We start from the raw sequence: 26760 nt of genomic DNA on the forward strand, positions 1-26760 counted from the left end.
TGCTTGAAATTTATGATTTCAGCTCAATAAACGTTAGATTAGTTCTTCATCGTCCACCCATCACTCCTTTTCCTTAATTGTCTCTAGTGTAGCATATGTCACCTCATAATATAAGGCTTATTATTTACGATCAATCACCCTTAAACACTTCATCTAGACTTCGACCATCAACGTCATTAAGTTCAACCCCTAAAATACGCGCAATCGTCGGCGCAACATCAACCATTTCAATCTCACCCAGTTGTGCATTTAGTTTTATGTTTTTACCAGCGATAATGAAGTTACAGCGATAGTTATCTTGTTCTGTTGAGTAACCATGTGTCGCATATGTTTCACCGCGAGCGGTTAAATCAACAACGTCTTCATCCGTTATGTCATCTTCAAAGCTATATCCTTTTTTTGCTTCAAGCATATAGCGAATCGACGGATCGACATGCAGTTCATCTAATTCCTCCCGTTTGTACAATTGTTTTACCCCATATTTAGGATTTGTCACAATGTCATTGACGATAGCTAACGCATGCGCTTCCGTTTCTTTGTCACCGTCTTTGATATGCAAGTAGGCGGACCCACCGGTACTTTGAAAGTAAGCATGCCACTCATAGCCGGATGCGGTTTCTTCGATTAAACCGTGCTCTTTTAATACATTATTAAGGTACACCTTAAATTTCACATCAAATTGACCGTGATCACCTAACACAATAAAAACTGTCTCATCCATTATACCGGCCTCTTCTACTGCCGTGATAATATCTCCGAGTCGCTTGTCCATCCGCTCAATGACCTCGTCCACTGCTTGACCTTTTGTGCCATAGGCATGCTTCGTGTCATCTAAATCGATTAAATGTAACAGCATCAAGTTCGGCTGTTTACGCTTAATCGTATCAACAGCACAAGCCGTTGAGAAATCATCCAAATACGGTTGATTGGTGCCTTCCCGTATCCGTCCGTACTTTAATTCTAGTCCTAAACAAAAGAGTGGACGACCATTTTTTAAGACTTTTATCGCTTGGTTCTCACCGTTAATGGCGACGACTTCAGGTAGGTTATACTTAATGCTTGAACGGGCGGTCACTGGCCAAAGAATGCCAGCGGTCGTTAAACCAGCGGCGTTTACGGCGTCATAAATCGTTGGAACTTTGACATTCTGACGATACCAATGCCACGCCTGATTATCCGTTTCAACAAAAGGTTGCAGCGGATTATTGTGAAACACCCCGTGTTTATCAGGGTAGACGCCGGTCACCATCGTTGAGTGGACGACATAAGTCATCGTTGGGTTCACACTTTTAAGTTTGGTTGTATGTACACCGCTTGTCACGAGTCTTTTAAGATTCGGTAACTGTTTTGCTTGTTCAAAATGATCTTCTGAAAAAGCATCATATGACACAACAACCACATGTTTAGCAAGTCTTCCGTTTAATGGTTCCACATATATTCCTCCTCTGGCATGTTAGGCTAAATTTTTCGGCAAGGTTATAAAGACGGTTAAACCAATGATAAATAAGGGAATAATCGCTAAAATACTATACTGAGCATTACCCGTTAATGATGTTGTTAGAGCCATCAAGGCAGGTCCCATAATCGCCGCGAACTTCCCAAAAATATTATAAAAGCCAAAGAATTCATTCGCATTAGCTTTCGGTATGATTTTCGCATAATAAGACCGGCTAAGCGCTTGAATCCCGCCTTGGGCTGAGCCAATTAAAGCGCCTAAAATAAAAATGTGCCAGACCGATGTAATGAAAAACGCCGCAAGACAAGAGACGATATACGTCAATATTCCGGTAATAATCATTGTTCTTGAAGAATATTTTTTAGCTAATGTACCGTATAAATACGCACACGGGAAAGCGATCAACTGAATCACCAACAAAATACCCAACAACGTGAACGTATCTAATGCTCCCGCATCTAACACTGACGTCGCATACGGGACTACCATCTTAATAATGGTATCGACACCATCAATGTAAAAGAAATAAGCAATTAAAAAAATAAAGACAACCTTGTATTGGCGAATGTTCTTAAACGTCTGGAACAGGCGTTTAAAACTATTTCTAACCGGCCTTGGCTCAGGTGCGACATAATGCTTCTGATGAACATCACGATACATCGGTATCGTAAGAAGTCCCCACCACAGCGCGGTCACGATAAATCCCGCTTGATAACCGATGACTTGGTCCATACCCATCCATAAAACGAGTAAGAGGCTGATCCCAAAAGGAATGACACTAGCAATATAGCCAAAAGCAAATCCCATCGTCGATACTTTGTCCATTCGCTCATCAGTCGTCACATCCACTAGAAAAGCATCATAGAAAATATTCGCGCCTGCGAAACCGATCGACGATAACACATAAAAGAGAATCAATAATTGCCACTGTCCACTTTCTGGTGGCACGGCAGCGAGAAATACGGTCGCGGCAATACCTAGTACCGCAAAGAAGATAAAAAAGCGTTTCTTCTTATCTTTATAGTCAGCAATCGTGCCGAGGATCGGACTTAACACCGCAATGATAATACTGGCGATCGAATTAAAGTATCCTAACGTCATACTGCTGTCGACATTATCAAACATACCGAAGACAATCGGCAACAGCGCCGTCGTAATAGCCATTGAATAAGCTGAATTACCACAGTCGTATAAAATCCATGAGCGCTCTTCTTTTGTTAACTTCATGACACGCCTCCTTTAAATCCTTCTTAAGAAGAGTGTAGCATATTTATGTAAATATAAGATGATTTCTTTGTAAACTATTATCAGTAAATAGACAGTGGTGACGAGAGATGATGGTTCTTGGTATGAAAGGTTCTTTAAGCCATATGATGTTATAACATGGTCAATCGAATAAGGCTATCGATAAAAATAAAAAGAACCCTCCGATCCATATAGGAGCGAAGGGTATTGTCATAGGCATTTAATTTTCTACTTGGTCATACTGTTTTAAGATGTCTCGTACTTCCTCTGTCGTATGCGTCGTCATCAACTGATTGCGTAAGTCACTTGCCCCTCTAAAACCACGGACATAAATCTTAAAAAAACGACGCAGTGGTTTGAAAGAGCGGTCTTCTATGCTTGAATAGTAATCAAATAAATCTAAATGACGATGTAATAAATGGAGGAACTCTTTGTAGTCGTGTTCTTTCTTTTCTACTTCAAACGCAAATGGATTTTTAAAAATACCTCGACCTATCATCACCCCATCAACGCCGTATTTCTCAACGAGTTCTAAGCCCATCTGTCGGTCAAGAATATCGCCATTAATGGTGATTAAGGTGTCCGGTGCTACTTCATCGCGCAGTTGCATAATGTCAGGAATCAGCTCCCAGTGCGCATCCACATCACTCATTTCCTTGCGCGTACGTAAGTGGATCGACAAATTAACAATGTCTTGTTTTAAAATATGGGTTAACCACCCGCGCAATTCTTCTACATCGGTATAACCGATGCGCGTCTTCACACTGACAGGTAAACCACCCGCTTTTGTTGCGTCAATAATGGCCGCTGCTTTCTCAGGATGATTGATGAGACCAGAGCCCTTTCCTTTTGTCGCAACATTTGCGACAGGGCAACCCATGTTAATATCAATCCCTTTAAAACCAGCTTCTGCTAGACCTAAGCTCATTTGTTTAAAATACTTCGGTTCATCGCCCCAAATGTGAGCCACCATCGGTTGTTCATCTTCCGTGAAGGTTAACCGACCTCTGACACTTTCTTTTCCTTCAGGATGACAATAACTCACAGTATTAGTGAATTCAGTGAAAAAGACATCTGGACGTGCCGCTTCACTGACGACATGTCGAAACACGACATCGGTGACGTCTTCCATTGGTGCTAATATAAAAAACGGTCGCGGTAAATCCCGCCAAAAGTTTTCTTTCATGTTAAAACCCTTTCTATTCAAGACACACGACATGTTATTTATCTGTCGAGCGTTCGTTTTTCTATCTAGTTATATCATGACTCCTGTGACATTATCAATTCAATCGCTTTAAAAATACCAAAAAAGAAAAAGCCAATGAATCTCTCATTCAGCTTTTCACTTCTTTCATCTTTTCATTGATCATCCGAAGACATTAATCGTCATTACGACGAATGTTAAAACTACTAACAAACCGACACCTAACGTATCTTTTACTTGCCACGTTAAGGCTCGGTAATGGGTACGTTTGGCCCCGCTTTTATAACCTTTCACCTCAAGCACATCTGCCATATCTTCTGCTCGTTTTAGTGAGTGGGCAAAGAGTGGCAAGACGAGCGGGGTGAGAGCTTTCATCTGTTCTAGTAGATTACCTTCACCAAACACCATGCCGCGTGCTTTTTGCGCATTCATGACCTTTTCTGTCTCGTCTAATAAATTCGGGATAAACCGAAGCGCAATCGACAGCATGAGGCTTAATTCTTCCACAGGGACATAAAGATACCGGAGCGGTTTTAACAAGAAGTAAATCGCATCCGTTAAATCGATCGGTTTGGTCGTTAATGTAAGAACGGTCGAAATAAAAATCATCTCAACAAAGCGTAAGAACGTATACGCTCCGCTCACAAGACCAAATTCCGATAGCGTGAGAAACCCCGCTTCATAATAGATGGCTCCTCCACGTGTTGTCACAATTCTTAGTATCGTCGCAAACAGAATCAGCCAGATGAGCGGTCTGACCCCGCGTACATACGTCTTAAGCGAAACGCCCGTTGACACCATAATCACGAGAGTGAGAATAAAAAAGATGGCTTGTAGAATCATACCGTCTAAAAAGAATAATAAGCCGATAAAATAGAGCACAAAGATGAGCTTAAACCGCGGATCAAGTTGATGAATCAGTGAATTTCCCGGGAAATAACGCCCAATAATAAGTCGATTCATACCCATCCCTCCTCAATTAAGTTATCAGCCAGCTCTGTTAATGTCAGTGACCGATTATTTAACCGCTCACCTTTCGCCTGTTCCAATTGTTGTTGAAGCGAGAGAGCCGTAGGGACGTCTAACTGATAGCGGTCCAGTAAATCTTGATCAGCAAACAATGACCGCACGTCTAAGTGGGCCTTAATTTGACCTTCCGCCATCACGATAACATCATCGGCATAATGAACAACGTCATCCATGTCATGAGTCACCATGAGTGTCGTTAACTTCTCTGTTCTGTGTAAGTTAGATAACATCTCTAGAATCTGTTTTTTTGCTGCTGGGTCTAGCCCAGCGGCTGGTTCATCTAACACAAGGATATCTGGCTTCGTCGCAAGAATCCCCGCAATCGCCACACGGCGTTGTTGTCCACCCGAAAGACTAAAAGGTGACCGCTCAAGGAGCGATTGATCAATCCCTGTTAACTGACACACATGCTTGACGGTTGCGTCAATCTCGCTGTCTGTCATATGAAAGTTACGTGGACCAAAAGCTAAGTCTTCATAAACCGTCTCGGCAAACAATTGATGTTCTGGGAATTGAAAAGCCATTCCAACGCGTTTTCGCACTTGTTTTAACGCTTGTTTTGACGCTTTAGAGGTAAACACAACCTCACCGACACTGACTTCGCCCACACTCGGTAACAACAAGCCATTAATGAGTTTGAGTAGACTGGACTTTCCGGCACCGGTTGGACCAATAACAGCCGTAAATGAACCCGGCTTAACTTCTGCCGATAAGTCTGTCAAAATATTTGCCCGTTTAATCGGACCTAGTTGATAATTGGCACTGACGCGATTAAAAGTTATGTGCATAAGTGCTTCACCATGTCCGCTTGTGACATAAATCCTTCTTTTAATGCATGATTTTTCTCAATCAACAACCGGTGTAGCGCCTCACTTGGCGGTGGCGCTAGACTGTGGTTACGTTGATAAATATCCGCCACTGTCCCGTCATCTTTCAGCTTGGCTTCTTCCATCACAATCACACGATCACTATGCTCAACTTCTTCTGGGTCATGGGTAATCGAGATAATCGTGAGTGGATACGTTTCTTTCAAATCACGTAGTAAGTGTAATAAGTCACGCCGACTATATGGGTCCAGCATGACAAACGCCTCATCAAAGATCATCACATCTGGTTGCATCGCTAATAGTCCTGCAATTTGTACCCGCTGTTTTTGACCACCGGAAAGACTGGTCGGGTCCTCGGTTTTTAAGTCCCACATGTCAACATCTCTTAGCGCCTTTTCTACCCGGCACTTCATTTCAGTCCTGGCAATCTGTTGGTTTTCTAAGCTAAACGCAACATCATCTTCGACCGACGTACCGATAAACTGATGATCTGGATTTTGAAACACGACACCCACTGTTTTTCTGAATAACGGTAACGTCTCTTCCGCGAGTAAGACACCGTTGAGAAATACCGTTCCTCGGTCTAAGTGATAAAGCCCTGATAACACTTTCGCAAGGGTGGATTTTCCCGAACCATTATCACCAATCAAACTGATCCATTCACCCTCAAAGAGTGATAAGTTGATATTTTCTAACTGATAGTCCTCATAACGTTTATCATAACGGTAATAACCGTTGGTCACTTTTAAAACTGTTTTTCTCAAGATGTCTCACCCCTTTCTTAGATTTATTTATAGCCGCTTGATAGACGTCAAGCCTGGAAAGTAATCTTTTCTTAAACAATATCGTAAAATATTATATGAATAACGCCAATAAAAAGCTCGCCACAAGTGCACCATTGACAATCACTAAGTTTTTCACCGATACGACAAACGTTTCTTGTTTAATCTGTTTTTTATTAAATAACTGGACATGTTTTAAGACAGGATAAAAACTAATCAGACTAATAAGCACAACAACCGGCACAATTTGTAACGCTACTGCTGCAATAATCGCCACAAAACTTAACAGATAAAGGACATTGAATAATTTCACCGCAGCGTCCTTACCGATATAGTAAGGGAGCGTGAAACGATAATTACTAATGTCTTCTTCTAAATCGCAAATGTTGTTAGCAAGCATCAGATTCGCGATTGTTAGTACGCTCGGTAAGCTAATCAACAGAATTTCTAATAAATAAATCAAGTTCGCTTCAAACTGTAACGTTGCGCCGTCAAAGCCTAAGTGAACAATACCTTGGTCATAAGCATTAATATAAACAGCTAAAAAGATAATCCCAAAGCCCATCGTAAAGCCTGAGAAAACTTCTCCGAGTGGCATACGTGACAAGGGGATGGGACCGAACGTATAAAAAATGCCAATCGCAAAACAAATAGCCCCAATGACTAAGACGAATAAATCCGTTCTCACCGTCAACCAAATACCTAATCCACTCGCTATCACGAGCATGGTAATAATCGTTTGAAAAACAAGCGTTGTCGGAATATTTTCTTGACCGATAACGTTGCGTTCTTTTCGGTATTCATCTGAGGTTGCTTTTAGATAATCCATAAAATTATTAATCGCCGTCGTTGTTAAATCAAACAGTAACATCGCGATAAAGAAAATCAAGGTATTCACCACATCAAAGCTATCAAAGCGTAGCCAGACGAATAAGATTCCAATTAAAAACGGAAACACACTCGCAATTTTCGTTTGGATTTCAACAAGTTTTAAAAATGTAGGTATCGTCATATTTCGCTCTCCTTTTTCTCTCACGACTCATTTGTTTCAAAATTTTCATTTAACACTTCAAATTGATTGGTTAATCCACTGGATAGCACAATTCGTTTATCTTTTGTGACAAACACCGCTTCAACATCTTCCAATGTTTCAATAAGTGCAAGTCCGTCATCTAAACCTAAACTAAAAACAGAAGTTGATAACGCATCACCTGCCACTGACGTTTCGCTCACGATTGTAACTCCCGCAATCTCATTATCATATGGGTAACCCGTCTTTGGATCAAGGATATGATGATACTGTTCGCCATCAACTTCTAGATAACGCTCATAGATACCTGACGTTACGACGGATAGATCACTTGCCCGAATACGACCAAGCAATTGTCCACGTCCTAAATAAGGATTTTGAACACCAACTGTCCACTCTTCACCTGATGGTCGGTTGCCTTTTACGTACACATTACCACCAAGGTCAATAATCGCTGTGGTCACATCTTCCGCGTCAAAATACTTCACAACTTCATCGGCAATAAAGCCTTTTGCGATACCTCCGAGGTCAAGTTCCATATTTTCTGATGGTAAATAGACCGTTTGATTGGTTTCATCCAGTTCAATCTTCGTATAGTCCACGATCGGTAACGTATCATCAATCTCTGCTTGAGACGGCTTTCTAGCATCGTCATAACCGATCCGCCACAAATTCGTTAATGGACCGGTTGTCACATCAAATCCACCGTTAGATAACTCACCATAGTGAATCGCCTCTTTCACTAAGTTAAAGACAGGCTCAGAGACTTTCACCGGCTCCTTACCAGCATTTTTGTTAATCGCACTGACTTCAGATGTCGCGACTTCATCGCTTAATACTGCTTCCCAGTCCGAAATCAAATCAAAGGCACCTGATACAGCCGCTTCTTTTCCTTCATCATACACCGATAGATTGACGACCGTCCCTAACACAAAACCTGTTTCTTTTATTGGGCTATCTAATAATCCATCATCATTACCGCAAGCCGATAACAATAAGACGGTTAACAGTAACAAACTCATTAACTTGTTGCGTCTCAATCGCATCATCTTCATCCCTCTTTCATGTAGCTGTTTTTCTGTGAATATTATCACAAGTCTATATCTTAACGAATGGACTGTATAAGTGCCAGTCATTTGCTTTACGTGAAACGTGCTAATAACCAAAATAATAGACAGTCCTACTCTATGTGATGGTTTTCCTTTACTATTCTAGCGGTTTTTCTTGTCAATGTGAATACTTTGACAACTATTTTGTATAATTAATTGCTTTAATCACCATCTCGCTATCTTCATAACCTTATCAGGGCGTATGAGTCGTTTAATTATGTTCTCTATATAAATTCAGTGAAAGAGCGCATCGTTGATATTATTTAAATAATGACATATTAATGAAGATTCTCACTTTTTAAGTCGACACAATTCAACATATGTATATAAGTATGTGAAAATCTATACTTTTTATATATTTTCTTATAAAATCTTTCAAAAGCCCTAGACATCCGACAAAAATGGCGTTAGAATAGGTAACGGTTGTTCAAGTATTCACAACAAATTTTTAATTTGAAACAAATATATATATTAGGAGAGTGAGCGTATGGCTAAAAAAGATATCGTCTTGATTGGCGCCGGGTATGCGGGTGTTCATGCGGCGAAGAAGTTAGCTAAGAAGTTTAAAAAAGACGACGATGTGACGATTACACTAATCGACCGTCACTCGTACCACACAATGATGACAGAATTACACGAGGTTGCTGCACACCGCGTGGAGCCTGATGCGATTCAATTCGACTTGCGTCGTTTATTTAACCGAACAAAAGTGAATCTTGTCACAGACAACGTCACACATGTTGATCATGACAAGAAAAAGGTGATCACTGAAACAGGCGAATTTAACTTTGACTACCTCATCTTAGGTATGGGCGGGGAACCAAATGACTTTGGTACACCTGGCGTGAAAGAACACGGCTTTACCCTTTGGTCATGGGAAGATGCTGTTAAAATGCGTGAACAGATTGAAACAATGGTGCACCGTGCAGCAAATGAACATGATGAAAAAACACGCCGCGCCATGTTAACATTCACTGTTTGTGGTTCTGGTTTTACTGGTATCGAACTTGCGGGTGAATTGCTTGAATGGAAAGGTCGTCTCGCAAAAGACCATAAACTTGATCCTGAAGAAATCACGATTTATGTCATTGAAGCAGCACCGACGATTCTTAACATGTTAGAGCGTCGTGATGCAGATAAAGCAGAACACTATTTGCAAAAACATGGCGTAAGAATCTTAAAAGACTCACCGATCGTTGAAGTACGCGAAACAGAAATCGTGCTTCAAAGCGGCGAAGTCATCCCAACATATACACTTGCGTGGACTGCTGGGGTTAAAGCTAATACAGATACAGAATCATTTGATTTAGAACAAGCGCGCGCAGGCCGCTTAAAAGTAAATAAATATATGCAATCAGAAGCTCATAAAAACGTCTATGTTGTTGGTGACTTAGCGTACTTCGAAGAAGAACCAGGTAAGCCAACACCACAAATCGTTGAAGCTGCAGAACAAACAGGGACAACCGCAGCGAAAAATATTATCGCTGAAATGACAGGTGGCGAAAAAGTAGGCTATGAAGGTAAATACCACGGTGTGATGGTATCAATTGGTGCACGTTACGGTGTGGCTGACTTAATGGGCTTACACTTAAGTGGTTGGTTTGCTAACTTTGTTAAACACTTAGTCAACCTTTACTACTTCTTCGGTATTGGTAGTGGTTACTATATGTTCAAGTATGTTGAACACGAATTCTTCCATACAAAAGATAAGCGTAATATTTTCCGTGACTTCTTAACACGCTATGGTAATGTTTTATGGAGCATACCACTCCGTATATTCGTCGGTGGTTTCTGGATTGTTGAAGCTGGTTCTAAACTTTGGGGTAAAACAAAGTGGGACGAAGCCACATCTAGCTTTTCTAAAGTCGGTGAATTATTCACTGGCCTTGGTGAAGATTCATGGTTAGTGTCTGATACACTTAACATCAACTTCGGTTGGTTACAAGATGCAACATCAGCGGCATCAGATGCTGGTGCGAGCGGTGAGTGGGCAGAGCCTATTCTTTCTGAAATGCCGTTCTGGTTTGAATGGATTATGAAGATTTTTGTACCGACACAAGAGTTAGCTCTTTTTGCTCAAAAAGCCATGGTCTTCGTTGAACTTGCAATTGGTTTAGCTTTAATTGCCGGTTTATTCGCCTGGTTAGCATCAGCTGCAAGTGCTGCTTTCCTTGTGATGTTTACTTTAACAGCTATGCTCGGTTGGGATAAAGTTTGGGCACTTCCAGCATCGATTGCCTTACTTAACGGCTCAGGTCGTACGTTTGGTTTAGACTACTGGGTGATTCCATTTATCCAAACAAAACTCAGCAAGTTCTGGTACGGGGAACCGAAAGCGATCTACTCCGATCATAAGAAGTAACACTCACTTAAATAGATAATGTAATTGCGATGCTTTCTTCATAGAGGGCCATCGCACTCTACTTTTATCGCCTTTATGGTATGAAGTAGAAATGATTGAAACATCTGTGGTTCGGCTATACAATTAATATAGAGAAAACAATGAAAGGAAGGATAGAAATGACACGTTTTTTTAAACTCGCAACAGTTAGCGATGTTCTTATTATTCTTGTGCTTATCGTTATTTCTTTTCTTCCTTTTGCTGTTTTTTATGCTCAACAATCATCCGGTGGTGAACGCTTTGTTGTCATCACCAAAGACCAAACGGTGTTACACGAAATCGCCCTGTCAGATATAGATGACACCGAACAGATCACGATTGATTCTGATGACGGGCACTATAATACTATCAACATATCAAATGGTGAGGTGCATATGCACGACGCTAATTGTAACGATCAAGTCTGCGTCCGTTCAGGCGCGATTGACTCACCAGGTGAGACGATTGTCTGTCTCCCACATAAAGTCATCGTTGAAATAACCGCAAAAGATTCTACAGATGACCAAGAGATTGATATTATTAGCTCATTTATTTTCACGAAGGGGTTACACTATGAGTAACAATCAACGACTTGTCTATATAGCCCTTCTCGCTAGCCAAGCTGTTATTATCGGCTTAGTTGAGCGAATGATTCCTTCACCCTTTTTCTTTGCGCCAGGCGCAAAGCTTGGTCTAGCAAATATTATTACCTGTATGGCGTTATATACCTTACCGGTAAAAGACACGATGAAAGTGGTCGTGATACGCTTATTGCTTCAAACCCTTTTAGCAGGAACAGTCTCAACCTTCCTCTATAGCGGGATGGGAGCACTCGCAAGCTTTCTAGGGATGCTGTTTGTTAAACACTTACCAAAAGTCAGCATTATTGGTGTGAGCGCGACTGGCGCTGTTTTTCATAACATCGGTCAGTTAGTCGTCGCTAGTCTTGTCGCCAATACCTTTAGTGTGATGCTTTATTTACCCGTGTTATCGCTAATCGGTATTTTAACAGGCATTGCGACCGGTATTGCCGCTCACTATTTATTACATCGCGTCGAACGTCTGCACTATTATATGGACTTAAAAACACTTGAAATAGATGATATGAAAGAGGTTAGATTATGACTACCTATCAGATTTGGCAAAATAACGAGGCGCTCATCGATGATCTTCGGGCAGTAGAAGAGACAATCAGTCAACATATACGAATAAAAAACAAACAAATTGAAGCACAAATTAAAAAGGTGACGAATAATCACGGCAAAATGCTACGTCCGGTCTTTGCCTTACTCACAAGTCAAATGGGGAATCAATACGACCGTGATAAATCAATTGCTTTTGCGGCAGCATTAGAAACCCTCCATATGGCCACACTTATCCATGATGATGTGATTGACCAAGCCGATACAAGACGACAAATCCCTACCTTACACACAGTAAAAGATAATCGCTATGCGATTTATGCCGGGGACTATCTCTTTTCTATTTGCTTTAACATGTTGTCACAGTATACCGAAGAATTAAACTTACTCAATTACAATGCCCGTAGTATGGAAAAAGTCTTAATCGGTGAACTTGATCAGTTAGAGTCTCGCTTCACTCCACCGAAGAGTGTAAAGAGCTATCTATCACGTATTTCGGGTAAAACAGCGCAACTCTTTGCGGTAAGCTGTTATACCGGCGCTACTGAAAGTGGGGCCTCATTACGCGATAGACAGCGTGCGTATAATATGGGGAAATATATCGGGATGGCGTTTCAAATCATTGATGATATTTTAGATGTTAAAGGTGATGCAAAAGACGTCGGTAAACCCGTCATGGCTGATATTCGACAAGGTATTTATACGTTACCACTGATTTATAGTTACCAACAACAACCAGAAAAGGTGGGAGCCTTACTAAACAAAGAGACACCCTTTAGCGATGAGACCATTCATGAGCTAAAAGCTCTTATTGATCAAACAGGCGGTGTGATCGCTGCACAAAAACTGGCAGCACGCTACACTAAAAAAGCTTTAAACACTTTAAGCAAGTTACCAGAAGGTGACTATAAAGCAACCCTTAAACACATTATCACCGATATGTTAGAGCGCACTTTATAAGTTATATTCGATAAATAATTAACTCACTCTAACCAAAACAAGCGTCCACAATCTCTTTTGATTGTGGATGCTTGTTTTAATAATGAAGTTTTACAAAGACGATAAAATAATAATTAAAAAGAGCTTAGGAAGCCCCAAGCTCTTCATTTAATACTTTTATTGATTATTCTTCTACTGATACTTCGCCTTCAACCGTACCATCTAAAGCAGCTGATGCTTCGTAGTCGGCATTCGCAAAGACAACGTTACCTGTTACAGTTGCTGTTTCGTGTAATTGGAAACCGTTAGCTTCAACATACACATCACCTTCAAGGATACCACCTTGGAAGTTTAAGTTTTCACTTTGAACAACTAAACGATCGGTTGTAATTGTCCATTGGTCAATAATGTTACGCTCATCATCTTGCGTGTAAGCTGCGATTTTACGGTAGATGTCGCCATCTTCTTCGCCGCCATCACGGAATTCACCCGCAACCACAAGTTCACCCTCCACTGTCATGTCTTGTGTTGGGATAATGATCCATGTACCGTTTTCTGATGCTGTTTCTTTCAGTGCTTCACCGTCATCGGCAAATGACGCTGCTGTTGTTGTGTCTGCACCTTCGTCTGTCGTGTCATCAGAGCTTGTATCGTCTGAACCACAGGCAGCTAGAAGTGCGACAGATAAAATCATCGCTAAAAATAATTTGAATTTCATGTGAAATTCCCCCTAAGTTTGATAGTTTATGTACGTTCACACGTACATGTTTATTATATCACATATCTATACTTTTTAAACACAAAAGTATAGACGAGCGATTTTTTACACATTTTTCGGGACTTTCTTCTTAGTTCACATAAAAACAGCCACGCCGCTGTTTCTACTAGAGAAACAATGACTTGGCTGATATATTTTAAGCTCAAAGCTTACCGTAAGAGTTAGCCTCTTTTCGCTCCGCGACCACCGCGTTTAGATTCCGTATGTTTCTTTAATGATGCAAGACGATCTTCTGAATCCTTTAAGAAGCGATTCATTTTCGACTCGAAATTCTCTGGACGTTCCCGCGTTGGTTTTTGTTGGCTATGATTTGGCTTACGGCGAGTTGGTGCCGGGTTATCCTTTGCCTTTTTAATCGATAAACCAATTTTACCATCAGATTCAACGTTAAGGACTTTAACGGTCACTTCGTCTCCTACTGATAAATGTTCGTTAATATCCTTCACATAATTATCGGCAACTTCACTAATGTGGACCAGACCTGTTTTACCTTCTGGCAATTCCACGAACGCACCAAAATTTGTGATTCCCGTTACCTTACCCTGCAGCTTTTTGCCTACTTCGATTGACATAAAAAAAATGCTCCTCCTTAAGAATTAAAAAAAGATATAATACCTAGCTATATTATAGCCAGGCAATGAAAACAATGTCAATAAGATGGCGTCTCTTCTGTTAATTTAAATATGATTTCGCCCTCTTTTGTGAGAAAATAGTTGGTTTTTGCGATACGTAAGACATAATCTTCATCTTGTAAGAGATTAATCTCCTCCTGCAAGGACGTTTCTTCTTCCTGAAGAGTGGCTAATTCTTCTTGCAAGTGTTCATATTCTTGTTGTTTTTTCGCATAAAGTGATTGCTTTTCTAGGTAAGCATGCGCAAAAGCGGCAATTGTTATAAAGAAGATGATTCCAAAGACCATGAGACGTCGACGCAAGAGGCGTTGTCTTCTTCTGAAACGTTCTTGTTTGGCATCGTACTTATTCATATAATTTGATCGAATGCGTTTGACATTATCTCTTTCGCCCATCGCTGTCTCCTCCTTTAATCATTACCTACCTATTTCAACTTACATATATTGTACTATAGTTTGATTAAAAATGTATCCACCTTTTTACGGATTAATTCAGACAAATCCCTTGTCATTTCATGGTTCTACAGTGTCTTTAACCGCCATTTGTCGCATCTTTTGTTAGTTCTTCCCTCTTCACCTTCGATTGTTTGAGCTTGTTTACCGCATACCGTATGAGAATAAAGAACGGAAAAGTAAGGCATCTGAGCGTTACCATCAGCGTTATTTTAATAACAGCATACGGTAAGTGGCAGAGAAAAAAGATGATGCGTACACACCCAACAACGACCACTAATACATAATGCCCCCACGTCGATAACCACCGTTCATATATCATCACACCTATGATAATAAATCCAATAAAATAAGCGTGATGCTCACCATCGTTAATAAGATAGAGCAACCACATATAAAAAAGAGCATGGGATAGATACAGGCTAACAGAAAAACAAAAGGTGAGGAATATTTTCCCGCTTTCTTTCATTCTTAAACGTTGATCCATATGAAAACTCATCGCTAAGTAACAACCAAACAAGGTGACAACAACGATTGCCACAATCATTATTTAAAATATTGACTAAACCAAGATTTCTTTTCTTGGTGATCCATATATGACACGTCAACAATGGTACCTTCCACTTCAATCAGGCGTGCTTTTAAATCCAACGTCTTTAACTGCAAATTCTCCCCCTTAATTAAACAATGGCCTTTCACTGTGTTCAATAAGAATGTACTCGGATCAAAACTTTCGACATCGGTTACTCCAATCATTTTTAATAATGATCGATTTAAAATGGTCACACTGTGCTCTTTTTGTTCGTGCATGTCTACTGGATAGTTTTCCAACATATAAAAACACCCTCCTTATGCTTATACGATATGCACAAGGGGGTGTAAATAGACAATTAAAATGGATCTTTTTTTGCTACCGGTTCATCTTTTATCACCGTATATAGTGACTGAGCTTCATCTTTTTTAACATTTTCTCTTAAATCATCAATCTTGATGGTTAGAATCTTTTGGCCAAACGTAATCACAAGTTCATCTTCCACTTTTACTGCGGTTGATGCCTTTGCTTGATTACCATTGACGGTAATTCGGCCTTGGTCGGCTACTTCTTTTGCGAGTGTTCGGCGTTTGATTAAGCGTGAGATTTTCAAAAATTTATCTAAGCGCATCGTACATCCTCCTTTAATTTGTGCTTCGTTTATCACTCCATGAGTGAAAACGTTACTCTTTTAATTCCCATATTTTTTTAAAATGGCTTGATTGTAACTTTCTAGTGCCACATCACTCTTCACTTTATCATAGCGCGCTTCATCTATTAGCGCAAATAAAAGCGCGCCGAGCTTGTGTTCTTTTGTCGCAGCGTCGCTATCACGATAAGCGACCAGCGCCTGATCAACGGTAATAGGAGAAACATCTATTTCAGCTAAGATTTTACTAATGGCCTCTGCTTTTACGATGGAACTAGCTGACTTTGGCACGCGGTCAAATACTAACTGACGGTCTGTTTTTTCTTTTGCTTTAATGGCTTGCCAGTTCTCTATCACATCCGCTTCACTGGATACCATGACATCGCCAAACACATGGGGATGGCGACGGATCATTTTTTCTGAGAGCGTACGGATGACATCATCCACCGAGAAATAACCGTTGTCTTCACCAATTTGACTATGAAGTAATACTTGTAGTAACACATCCCCAAGCTCTTCAATGATGCCGTCATCATCAGCCTCATTAATCGCATCAATCAGCTCATAGGCTTCTTCAATCAAGTGATGGCGCAGGGATTCATGAGTTTGCTTCTGATCCCACGGACATCCACCCGGTGCTCTCAGTCGGTAAATCACGTCTCTTATATAATCAAACCGATGTGATAAGAGTGTGTCTTCTGGTCTCTTAACGTAAACACTCGTTAAGTTAGATAACGTAACCGCGCGGTCTAAATCATAGAGTGGCACTGTCTCAATGCGTTCTGACGCTGCACCAGCGGCTTCTACAATGGTAACAGGATAATCATCCGGTAAATCTTCCATTAAGGTAAGCTTTAACTCTGAAGCAATCATTTGGTCATATACTTGGCAAAAGACTAAGTGTTGGTGATAGTTGATATCTCTCCGCGTTAAATCTGTCGCATCAAGAAAGGTAAAACCTTCAATTGGATCGAGTTTCACAGCTCTAAACAAGTCATCTAAATAACTTTGTCCCCCGATAATCTCAACGTCGACGGTATCGTCCGCTAATAGTAATTGAACGGTTTTTTCTGCGAGCATTGGGTGCCCCGGCACCGCATATAAAATATCCCTCTTAGTAGCTAAGGTAACTAAGGTATCTTTAATCGATCTATACACATCTTGAAAATTGTCATGTGCGGTATACACATGATCAAATGATTCAAACTGAACGCCATCATTTTTTAGCGTCTCAATAACCGGGTGATCATCTGTTCGAGTATAAACCGTGGCTTGATAATTTGTTAGTGTGCGATAAAGACCAACAGACAATTGATCTAAATCACCGCCACCTAAGCCACATATCTGTATCTTTCCCATTAATATTCTCCTCTTTGTAAATTGCGACAACGTCACAATGTTATTTTTTTTTCGAAAACAACTCAGCACGTTCTTCTGTTGTCATCGCTCCTGTTTTTATTAATGATAAGCCATAGGCAAAGACACCCACCGCAATCAACCCTAGTAAATAAATAAACTGGGCAAAACGTGATGACATAAATAAGTATGGACTCAACACATAGTCTAAACCTAAAACACTCACCATAAGCACCATAAGCGAACCCATAAAAGCCATTAACGGCAAACGAAGTGGCGCTTTTAAATGTTGTTTAAGTAAGTAATAGTTAACGATAAAAATCGTTAAGGATGAAAGAACGGTACTCACAGCTGCACCCGGCAAGAAAAAAATGGGCACAAGCCACTGATTGGCGAGATATTTTACAACCATGCCACCTACAAGTGCCGTAATAACCTGGCGTCCTTTGCCTATTGCTTGTAGGATACTTGAGATAATAATGGCAAGGGACGTAAACACAATCGCCACAACAAAGAGCTGTAAGCTCAGCGTTCCAGCTGTATCTTTAAATAAGACGAGGTTAACTTTAGGCATGAGGATAATCAATCCCACCGTCGCGGCACCTGATAAGTATAACCCATAGCGATAAGCCAGCTCAGCTAAATGGATAAATCGTTTCGTATTCTTCGCTTTCGTTGCTCGTGACAAGCCTGGAACAAGGGCTAATGTAATGGAGCTAGAAGCGACAATCCCTAATTGACTCAGTGGCTGCGCACGATCTAGAATACCTTTTAACTGCTTCGCCTCTAATAAATCAACCCCTTGTTGTTGAAGAAGTTCGACTAACGTAAAGGCATCGACCCACTGTAACAGTAGTAAAATCATATGATTCATGGCGATAATGACACTGTAGATGAAGAGCGGCTTCATAAGCTCACGATAGACGTGATCTCCCTCACTCTCCGTAACAGGTAAGACCACCTCGTGTTTTTTTTGGACATAAAAATAAATGAGCGCGACCAAACCTCCCGTGATTGCTCCTAAACTCGCCACAACACCGATATCATACAGTGACAGATTAAGGCGAACGACAAGGATGGCGCCGGTAATAATGATACTGACTCGAAACAATTGTTCTAGCACTTGCGAGATAGCTGTCCGTTTACTAAAACCATTCGCTTGGTCTAATCCACGCTGTAAGGAAAGCTCTGGTAAAACAAACAACAATAAGAAGGCAACTCGTAAGCTGCTTACAAGAGAGGCATCCCCCATCCACTCACTCATCATTGGCGCCATCATAAATAGCACGATAAACAAGCTAAAACAGACACTGTATAAAAAGATTCGCATCTGTCGTTTATATTGTCTCATCTTAGGTTTCTCAATAACTAACGCCGCAATACTTTGCGGTAAACCATACAACATCATCATCGTCATCATCGATAAACGGTAGATTTGTTGATAAATATAAAACCCGACATCTCCCGTAATATTTTGTAGCGGGATCCGGTAAAAAGCACTTAACACTTTGCTTAATAAACCTGCATACGTTAAGATGATGGCTCCTCGGACCATCTCTTTATCTGTTTGACTCATTCTGACATTCCTCTCAACTTCACTTCACGGTCCATTATATCATAAACATGTAAAAAAAAGCCCTGTCCATGGCAAGGACAGAGCGTTCAATAAGGTATACTGAAAAAATATATCTTAAAGCACAACGTGCTCTAAAGATCTTAACTTAATTGAGCGAAGCCTGATTGACCTTTGTCAATCTTACTTTCTGAAACGTGGACAGCTTGTCCTTCTTTAAGGTTAGTGAAAATGATTGGTGTCACCGTTGATGTCGCGTGTTCACGGATATAGTCAAGATCCATCTTCATGATCACATCACCTTTTTTCACTGTTTGACCTTCTTCAAGTATTTGCGTAAAGCCTTTACCTTCTAACTTCACTGTATCAATACCGATATGGATCAGGATTTCTAAACCATTATCCGCTTCAATACCAATCGCGTGTTTTGTCGGGAAGATATTTAAGATTTTACCATCGACAGGACTCGCTACTTCACCAACGGTTGGGTTGATCGCAAAACCGTCACCCATCATTTTTTGTGAAAAGACTTGGTCAGGTACTTCAGTAATTGGCAATAAGTCACCTGTCATTGGACTTTGGATGTCAAGTGTGTCCATGTCAACATCCGCACTTGTTACTTCTTCTGTTGCTTTAACTGGACGCGGTGTTTTACCATCGATAATATCTTGCATTTGACCACGAATGGTATCAGATACTGGTCCGTAAATAGCTTGGATATTATTACCGACTTCCATCACACCACTGGCACCTAATTCTTTTAGACGGTTTTTATCAACATTTTTGATATCTTTGACACTCACACGCAAACGTGTAATACATGCATCTAAGTTTGAAATGTTTTCCTCGCCACCCATGGCTTCTAAAATCGCAAAGGGACGCTCATCTTTACTGCTTGCTTGTGTTTCTTTTTGATCTTCATCTTCACGACCTGGCGTTTGTAAGTTAAACTTCGTAATCGCAAAACGGAAACCGAAGTAGTAGATGACACTGAAGACTAAACCAACAACAATCACCCAGAACCATTCGGTACGGTTAGGCATCACACCAAAGAGAATAAAGTCAATTAAACCACCCGAGAATGTCATACCGATTTTCACATCAAGTAAGTACATCGTCATAAATGATAGACCAGCAAATACTGCGTGAATACCGAATAAAGCTGGTGCCACGAATAAGAATGAGAATTCTAATGGTTCAGTAATACCTGTTAAGAATGACGTTAACGCCGCTGATAACATTAAACCACCGACAACTTTTTTCTTTTCAGGACGTGCGGTATGATAAATCGCGAGTGCTGCAGCTGGTAAACCAAACATCATGAATGGGAATTTACCTGTCATGAAGTTACCTGCAGTAAAGTTAACACCGTCAGCTAACTGGGCGAAGAAGATTGTTTGATCCCCGCGGACAACTTCACCAGCTTGTGATATATATTCACCAAATTCATACCAGAATGGTGAGTAGAAAATGTGGTGTAAACCAAAAGGAATCAGTGACCGCTCAATCACACCAAAGACAAATGTTGATACCGCACGGTTTGTATCAAGCATTAAGTGAGAAAGTGCGTTTAAACCATCTTGAGCGATTGGCCAAACAAACACCATCACTAAACCGAGAATCAGTGACGTAAACGCTGTGATAATCGGTACGAAACGTTTACCGGCAAAGAAACCTAAGAAAGGTGGTAATTCAATATTAAAGAACTTATTATACATATACGAAGCAAGGACACCGACGATAATACCACCAAACACACCTGTTTGAAGCGTATTAATACCAAGCATTTGTGTATAGGCTGGTAGTTCCGTCATATCCGGTGTCACACCTGCGAAAACACCCATGGTGACGTTCATAATTAAGTAACCAATAATAGCCGCAAGACCAGCAACACCGTCACCTTTAGAGAGTCCGATTGCCACACCGACCGCAAAGAGCAGTGGCAAGTTATCAAAAACGACCCCTCCGGCTTTGTTCATAACTTCTAAAATAAGTAAGACAGAGTCATTTCCAAACCAAGGGAAACGTTCAATCCAAGTGTCTTGTGAAAAGCTTGCACCAAAGGCAAGTAAAATACCAGCAGCAGGTAGTAACGCAACTGGCAACATAAGGCTTTACCAATCTTTTGTAAAGTACCAAATAAATTTGACATAAAAATTTCCTCCTTTTTATTTCGCATTTGCAATTAACATGTAGGCGCTTTATTTTGACTCAATCGTTTTTCGGCCTAGGATGAAAAACAAAAAGGCATGAGTAAAAAGGCACTAAAGGGTAGACGTCTTGCTACTCTTTAAAATGCTTTTTCACTCATGCCTGATCGAATCAGTAACACGTTTACATTTTATTTGTAAGCCGTTGCAGATGAATCGTTAAATAAAGCACTTCTGACTCATCAACGGGTTTATTTAATTGCTTCTGCATAACCTTAACTAACTTCCAGGCTAGATTATAGCATGTGGGATACGTCATTTTCAAGACATTTTTTAAATTTTGTTCTTTTCCAAGGATATTCGCTTGATGCACGCGGTCAATCGCTCGGTGTAAATGTTGCAGTAACCGGTTATAGTTCACATCACCTTTATTGATGGTGACACTTAAGTTATCTTCAATCAGTTCCACCATTAAGGCAATCAATTCATGGTGCTTATTTAAGTCCCGTATCTGGCGATCGGTAATAGCACTATGAATGTGCAGGGCAATAAAACCGATTTCACCTTCCGGAAACTTAATGCCTAACTTCTCATCAATTTTATCTACGATATCGTGAGCAACTTGAAACTCTTTCGCATAAAGCGATTCAATTTCAAATAAGAACGGGTTACTAAACTGAATGTTTCCCCCTGCACGTTTAATCGCAAAGCTTAAGTGATCCGTTAACGCCACGTGAATATGTTCATTCAGTGGCTGGTCCATCCGTGATTCTATATAAAAGATAATATCATTTAAAAATTCCATAAGTTCTGGGTCTTGATGTCTAATTAACGTTTGATACTGTTCAATCTCTTTTTTGTCAGATAGGACAAAGGTCTTTTCGGCATCATTCAGGCCGATTGGATCGCCCTTTTTACGATTGAAGCCAATGCCCTTCCCGATTAAAACGACCTCATCTAACACATGATCTTTAGCAATGACCACATTGTTATTAAGCGCTTTCTCTACTGTTAAAACTTTTTCCATACTATTTCCCCCACTTATGAGACATCATGCTATTACTATCCTAGCGGGTTTGATCTGACTTGACAAGTAAAACCTTTACATGAGGAATATACCGTAAACTTTCACTTACTTTTTCATCCTCATTCTTACACGTATGCCTTTTAAATATCTTTTATTCAAAATACTTTTACTTTTTTAGTTAATTTGAAAGAAACAGAGTAACAGCATCCCCAAAAAATATAGGACATAAATGACAAAAGAAAAACCAAAAATAAGAAACGCGTGAGTATAGTCACGCGTTCCCATTAAATCTCTAGCTGCATTTTTAAAAAATGCACAAAAATATTTAAGACATTGGCGGTTGCTTTTGGCCATTCTTCCCCTTCGGTAAATGCTAAAATGCCACCAATTTGATTACTCTCACTAATGATGGGCACGAAATAGTACCGCACGTCAGCCTCTGCACCTTCCCTTAACACCAACGTTTCTTTCGTCTCTTTTAACACTGGTTGGCGTTTATCAAGCAAGTCATCTAACTGTTTAGAAATCGGTTGGTGTAGATGTGGTTTCGTTTCTGAACCAATACCTAAAATAAACTGTTCCCGGTCCATTAACAATAACGGACAACCAAGCTCATGGTGAATGCTCCTTAAATACGGTAAGGCGATCTCTTCAAGTGCCTGAACAGGAGAATATTTTTTTAACACAATTTCATTTTGGTGTTGCACAAAAATTTCTAACGGTTCACTTTCTCTAATACGTAAATGACGTCTGATTTCTTTTGGTATCACGACACGACCTAAGTCATCAATACGTCTAATAATCCCTGTCGCTTTCATCTTCTTTCCCCTCTTCCTCGTCTTCTCTTAGACTAGTGTGGGTTGAAAAAATGAAATTTATACATCTTTATCCTTTAAAATCATGCAGCGCCTGTAATAAACCTTTTACATAACTGTAGCGATCATTTTGTGACCGCTTGTCAAACATAAAGGTGAAAATCACTTGATCATTTTCAAATTTAAATTTCAACATTCGTCCAAAATCATTGACGTAGTTGGTCAGCTTATCAAACAATAGCTGCTTTGTTGCGGTTTGCGATAACGTAAGTGAAATCGTGTTCTTTTGTTCTTTAATAAGTTCTACTTTTTCACGTCTAGCATACATGCGTAATTCTGTTACTTGAATGAGCGCTTCAACTTCTGCAGGATAATCGCCGTACCTATCGACGAGTTCATCCTTTAAGTCAACTAAATCTTCCGCATGTTCAACCACACGGAAACGTTTATACATGTTGATTTTTTGTTTGCCATCAGAGATATACATATCAGGAATGTAGGCATCTATTTTCAGTTGTAATTCAGGATTAACCTCTTCTACTGTCTCACCGGTCAAGCCGTGTTTACGACGTTCAACCGCTTCTTTTAACATCTCTGAATAGAGATCAAACCCAACTGAATCAATAAAGCCGTGTTGCTGGGCGCCGAGGATATTTCCTGCACCACGAATTGATAAGTCTCGCATCGCAATTTTAAAACCAGAACCGAGTTCAGTAAACTCTTTAATCGCTTGAAGACGTTTCGTTGCGACTTCTGTTAACACTTGATCGGGTAAATACGTAAAGTAGGCATACGCAATCCGGTTACTTCGTCCGACACGTCCGCGTAATTGATACAACTGACTTAAGCCCATACGGTCAGCCCTATCAACAATTAATGTATTGACATTAGGGATATCCACACCCGTTTCAATAATCGTCGTACTCACTAACACGTCGTATTCACGGTTTAAGAACGCATGCATCACATTTTCAAGTTCGGTCTCGTTCATTTGGCCGTGAGCCACACCGACGCGCACACCTTCAACTAAACTTTCAATCTCACGGGCTTTTTGTTCTATCGTCTCGACACGGTTATAAAGGAAGAAGACCTGTCCTCCCCGGCCTGTTTCACGCTCAATTGCTTCGCGTAATAATAGCGGATTATACTCCACTACATACGTTTGAATTGGGAACCGGTCGCTGGTGGTGTTTCAATGACGGATAAATCACGTACCCCAAGCATCGACATATGAAGAGTCCGCGGAATTGGGGTAGCTGTTAATGTTAAGACATCAACATTGGCTTTTAATGTTTTAATTTTTTCTTTATGTTTCACACCAAAGCGCTGTTCTTCATCGACAATTAAGAGACCTAAGTCTTTATATTGAACATCTTTTGACAATAAGCGGTGCGTACCGATAATTAAATCAACCGAGCCGTCTTTCAGACCTTTTAGTGCTTCTGTTTGTTGTTTGCGCGTTCTAAAACGGCTGAGTATCTGAATATCAACCGGGAAATCTTGAAAACGTTCGAGTGCCGTCTCAAAGTGTTGTTGGGCTAAGATTGTTGTTGGAACTAAGAACGCCACTTGTTTACCTTCGACAATCGCTTTAAATGCCGCCCGAAGCTACTTCAGTTTTCCCATAACCAACATCCCCGCACAACAACCGATCCATCGGTCGTGCTTTTTGCATGTCTTGTTTAATCTCTTCAATACTACGTAATTGATCATCTGTTTCCTGATACGGAAAAGCATCTTCAAACTCGCGCTGCATTAAGTGATCGTCACTGAATTGATACCCGACAGAGGCTTCTCTTTCTGCATACAATTTGATTAAATCATCGGCAATATCTTCTACTTTCGTTTGGACTTTACTTTTAACCTTCTTCCACTCAGAACCGCCAAGTTTATAAAGTTTTGGCTCTTTTCCTTCTGATCCGACATATTTTTGTACCATATCGATTTGATCAATTGGGACAAACAACTTATCGTCACCGGTATACTGAATTAGCATAAAGTCTTTATGCATCCCTTGGATTTCTAACGTTTCTACCCCGATAAAACGACCGATACCATGGTTCACATGAACGACATAGTCACCCACTTTTAATTCTTGGTAACTCTTAATCCGCTCAGCGTTATTCATTTTCTTCGGTCGTTTCTTTCGTGTTGTTGCCCGGGACTTAAATAGTTCACGGTCAGTAATGACCGCGAGTTTATGCAGCGGTAACTCAAAGCCATGATCGAGTTGACCAATCATGACAACCGGTTGTTTTGTCGGCAATGAGGTGGTCTCATCCGCCAGTCCTGCTTCTATTTGATAATCCTTTAAAATACTTTGGACTTTTTCTGCGCGTTCAGGTGTTCTCACCATAAATACAACGGAGTAATCACTCTTTTTATAACGCGTGACTTCCTTTTTTAATAGCGGCATCTGGCCATGAAACTCCTGCATATCACGCGCTTGGACGTTTACGATATTCCCAGGCTTTGTATGCGGGAATTGACGCATGAAAATGGACAGATAGATTTTTTGCTGGGTCGCTTGTGCGTCTATATCTTCCTTGCTGAATGATAGATTGACATGTGAGAAAAAGCGCCGGTGGGTGAGTAGTGACTCAATCCACTCCTGTTCTTCATGATCAAGTTGTTCGAGCGTTTCATTGATCCGTCCGATCTCATCCAGGAAGATTAAGCCATCAGACGGTAAATAGTTAAGTAAGCTACCAGGCTCTTGGTAAAACCATTGGTTATATTTATATAAATCATCAAAGCTTTGTTGATCATTAAGCGCATCAATTTCGCGTTCTATCATTGCTTCAAATTGTGTTTGACCTTCTGAGTCACTGATCCGGGTTAATTGATCCGCTGTTTTTGTTTGTAACGTGTCAACAAGTCTTGACCGGTCATCATCCGTTAGTAAGCGCTCGGTGTTTGGATAGATAAAAATATCCGTGACTTTATGCAGCGAACGCTGGGAATCGGCTTGGAAGTAACGAATCGAATCGACCTCTTCATCAAAGAATTCAATTCTAACCGGATTATCTTCTGTCAGCGGATACAAATCTAAAATGCCCCCACGCATACTAAATTCACCCGGTGTTTCTACCATATCCGTTCGTTCATACCCCATTAAGACAAGCTGCTGTATCGTAGATGCTAACGGCACATCTTCTCCAACCTTAAACGCGAGTGTAAACTGTTCCCAATAAGACTTTGGCGGCAGGACCCGCTTTAAAGCAGCCACAGGCGCAACGAGGACACCGTTATCCCGCTTCGTCCAATCAACAAGCGCTTTAATCCGCTGAGCTTTTAATTCAGGTGAAGCGACACTCATCTCGGTCCCAATTAATTCATTTACCGGATATAAAAAGACCTGATCCGTACCAATAAGATCGGATAAATCATCTACTAGTGCTTGCGCTTGTGATAAGTGATGTGTGACGACGACGGTTTGTTTTTCCACGGCTTGTTGAATACTTGCCATCCATAAACTTCTCGCCGATCCTGGAAGACCGGATACTTGCTGTTCACCTATACCTTTTTTGACTCCGTCAACCATTGAATTGACGTCATCGTAAGTTAATAAATATCGGTTCATTTCTCGCAAAGGAAATCCCCACCTTTCTGTATCTATACATAGTAAAAGGCTTTGGTTATTCGACCAAAGC

General features: G+C 40.6%; 22 protein-coding genes and 2 pseudogenes. 4 read left to right on the forward strand and 20 right to left on the reverse strand.

Annotated elements, in window-relative coordinates; genetic code table 11:
• Nucleotides 1-130 precede the first annotated feature (130 nt).
• From JCM19043_RS08285 to JCM19043_RS08320, 8 genes are all read right to left on the reverse strand, one after another.
• Nucleotides 131-1432, reverse strand: coding sequence for an alkaline phosphatase family protein (locus JCM19043_RS08285; RefSeq protein ID WP_062321626.1), 1302 nt, complete (start codon nt 1430-1432; stop codon nt 131-133).
• Nucleotides 1433-1453: 21 nt separating this feature from the next.
• The gene (locus JCM19043_RS08290; RefSeq protein ID WP_062321628.1) at nt 1454-2683 is read right to left on the reverse strand and encodes an MFS transporter; all 1230 of its coding nucleotides are present in this window, start codon (nt 2681-2683) and stop codon (nt 1454-1456) included.
• A 238-nt stretch (nt 2684-2921) separates the two neighbouring features.
• The gene (locus JCM19043_RS08295; protein ID WP_062321629.1) at nt 2922-3887 is read right to left on the reverse strand and encodes a tRNA-dihydrouridine synthase; all 966 of its coding nucleotides are present in this window, start codon (nt 3885-3887) and stop codon (nt 2922-2924) included.
• 180 nt (nt 3888-4067) lie between these two features.
• Nucleotides 4068-4868, reverse strand: coding sequence for an energy-coupling factor transporter transmembrane protein EcfT (locus tag JCM19043_RS08300; RefSeq protein ID WP_062321631.1), 801 nt, complete (start codon nt 4866-4868; stop codon nt 4068-4070).
• Nucleotides 4865-5722: an energy-coupling factor transporter ATPase gene (locus tag JCM19043_RS08305; RefSeq protein ID WP_062321632.1), complete on the reverse strand. Its 858-nt coding sequence runs from the start codon at nt 5720-5722 to the stop codon at nt 4865-4867. Before JCM19043_RS08305 ends, JCM19043_RS08300 begins: the two co-directional genes overlap by 4 nt.
• Complete coding sequence (locus JCM19043_RS08310; protein ID WP_062321634.1) at nt 5713-6525, reverse strand: energy-coupling factor transporter ATPase; 813 nt, start codon at nt 6523-6525, stop codon at nt 5713-5715. The genes JCM19043_RS08305 and JCM19043_RS08310 overlap by 10 nt, the downstream gene beginning before the upstream one ends.
• 91 nt (nt 6526-6616) lie before the next feature.
• Entirely contained in the window at nt 6617-7555 is a 939-nt protein-coding gene (menA, locus tag JCM19043_RS08315) for a 1,4-dihydroxy-2-naphthoate polyprenyltransferase (RefSeq protein WP_062321636.1), read from the reverse strand.
• A 20-nt stretch (nt 7556-7575) separates the two neighbouring features.
• On the reverse strand, nt 7576-8613 hold the full coding sequence (locus tag JCM19043_RS08320; protein ID WP_062321704.1) for an FAD:protein FMN transferase: 1038 nt from the start codon (nt 8611-8613) through the stop codon (nt 7576-7578).
• Nucleotides 8614-9169: 556 nt separating this feature from the next.
• On the opposite strand from JCM19043_RS08320, the gene JCM19043_RS08325 reads away from it, so the two are divergent.
• From JCM19043_RS08325 to JCM19043_RS08340, 4 genes are all read left to right on the forward strand, one after another.
• Nucleotides 9170-11044 carry an NAD(P)/FAD-dependent oxidoreductase gene (locus JCM19043_RS08325; protein ID WP_062321638.1) on the forward strand — a complete coding sequence of 625 codons (1875 nt, stop codon included), beginning with the start codon at nt 9170-9172 and terminating at the stop codon, nt 11042-11044.
• Nucleotides 11045-11202: 158 nt separating this feature from the next.
• Nucleotides 11203-11643, forward strand: a complete 441-nt coding sequence (locus JCM19043_RS08330) for a NusG domain II-containing protein (RefSeq protein WP_062321641.1) — start codon at nt 11203-11205, stop codon at nt 11641-11643.
• A complete protein-coding gene (locus JCM19043_RS08335) occupies nt 11636-12187 on the forward strand; it encodes a Gx transporter family protein (protein WP_062321643.1) in 552 nt (183 codons plus the stop codon). The genes JCM19043_RS08330 and JCM19043_RS08335 overlap by 8 nt, the downstream gene beginning before the upstream one ends.
• Complete coding sequence (locus tag JCM19043_RS08340; RefSeq protein WP_062321645.1) at nt 12184-13164, forward strand: polyprenyl synthetase family protein; 981 nt, start codon at nt 12184-12186, stop codon at nt 13162-13164. Before JCM19043_RS08335 ends, JCM19043_RS08340 begins: the two co-directional genes overlap by 4 nt.
• 163 nt (nt 13165-13327) lie before the next feature.
• On the opposite strand, the gene JCM19043_RS08345 is transcribed toward JCM19043_RS08340, so the two are convergent.
• The 12 genes and pseudogenes from JCM19043_RS08345 to mfd all read right to left on the reverse strand — a co-directional run bounded on the left by JCM19043_RS08345 (nt 13328) and on the right by mfd (nt 26699).
• Nucleotides 13328-13861, reverse strand: a complete 534-nt coding sequence (locus JCM19043_RS08345) for a polymer-forming cytoskeletal protein (RefSeq protein WP_062321647.1) — start codon at nt 13859-13861, stop codon at nt 13328-13330.
• A 221-nt stretch (nt 13862-14082) separates the two neighbouring features.
• Nucleotides 14083-14493 (reverse strand): S1 domain-containing RNA-binding protein, encoded by a 411-nt coding sequence (locus tag JCM19043_RS08350; protein ID WP_062321649.1) that lies wholly within the window; start codon nt 14491-14493, stop codon nt 14083-14085.
• Between the two features lie 77 nt (nt 14494-14570).
• The gene (locus tag JCM19043_RS08355) at nt 14571-14948 is read right to left on the reverse strand and encodes a septum formation initiator family protein (protein ID WP_062321651.1); all 378 of its coding nucleotides are present in this window, start codon (nt 14946-14948) and stop codon (nt 14571-14573) included.
• Nucleotides 14949-15084: 136 nt separating this feature from the next.
• Entirely contained in the window at nt 15085-15552 is a 468-nt protein-coding gene (gene yabQ, locus JCM19043_RS08360; RefSeq protein ID WP_143103170.1) for a spore cortex biosynthesis protein YabQ, read from the reverse strand.
• Entirely contained in the window at nt 15552-15839 is a 288-nt protein-coding gene (locus JCM19043_RS08365) for a YabP/YqfC family sporulation protein (protein ID WP_062321654.1), read from the reverse strand. The genes yabQ and JCM19043_RS08365 overlap by 1 nt, the downstream gene beginning before the upstream one ends.
• A 56-nt stretch (nt 15840-15895) precedes the next feature.
• Nucleotides 15896-16168, reverse strand: coding sequence for an RNA-binding S4 domain-containing protein (locus tag JCM19043_RS08370; protein WP_062321656.1), 273 nt, complete (start codon nt 16166-16168; stop codon nt 15896-15898).
• A gap of 60 nt (nt 16169-16228) precedes the next feature.
• The gene (locus JCM19043_RS08375; protein ID WP_082394494.1) at nt 16229-17545 is read right to left on the reverse strand and encodes a MazG family protein; all 1317 of its coding nucleotides are present in this window, start codon (nt 17543-17545) and stop codon (nt 16229-16231) included.
• Nucleotides 17546-17585: 40 nt separating this feature from the next.
• Complete coding sequence (locus tag JCM19043_RS08380) at nt 17586-19118, reverse strand: polysaccharide biosynthesis protein (RefSeq protein WP_062321659.1); 1533 nt, start codon at nt 19116-19118, stop codon at nt 17586-17588.
• A 140-nt stretch (nt 19119-19258) separates the two neighbouring features.
• A pseudogene (ptsG, locus tag JCM19043_RS08385) lies at nt 19259-21267 on the reverse strand (glucose-specific PTS transporter subunit IIBC).
• 182 nt (nt 21268-21449) lie between these two features.
• Nucleotides 21450-22292, reverse strand: coding sequence for a glucose PTS transporter transcription antiterminator GlcT (gene glcT / locus JCM19043_RS08390; protein ID WP_062321660.1), 843 nt, complete (start codon nt 22290-22292; stop codon nt 21450-21452).
• 284 nt (nt 22293-22576) lie between these two features.
• Nucleotides 22577-23110, reverse strand: a complete 534-nt coding sequence (locus tag JCM19043_RS08395) for a stage V sporulation T C-terminal domain-containing protein (RefSeq protein WP_062321662.1) — start codon at nt 23108-23110, stop codon at nt 22577-22579.
• A gap of 67 nt (nt 23111-23177) precedes the next feature.
• A pseudogene (mfd, locus tag JCM19043_RS08400) lies at nt 23178-26699 on the reverse strand (transcription-repair coupling factor).
• Nucleotides 26700-26760: the final 61 nt, after the last annotated feature.

Origin of the sequence: Halolactibacillus sp. JCM 19043 (genome assembly GCF_001310395.1) — a bacterium.
GTDB classification, from domain to species: Bacteria; Bacillota; Bacilli; order Bacillales; family Amphibacillaceae; genus Halolactibacillus; species Halolactibacillus miurensis.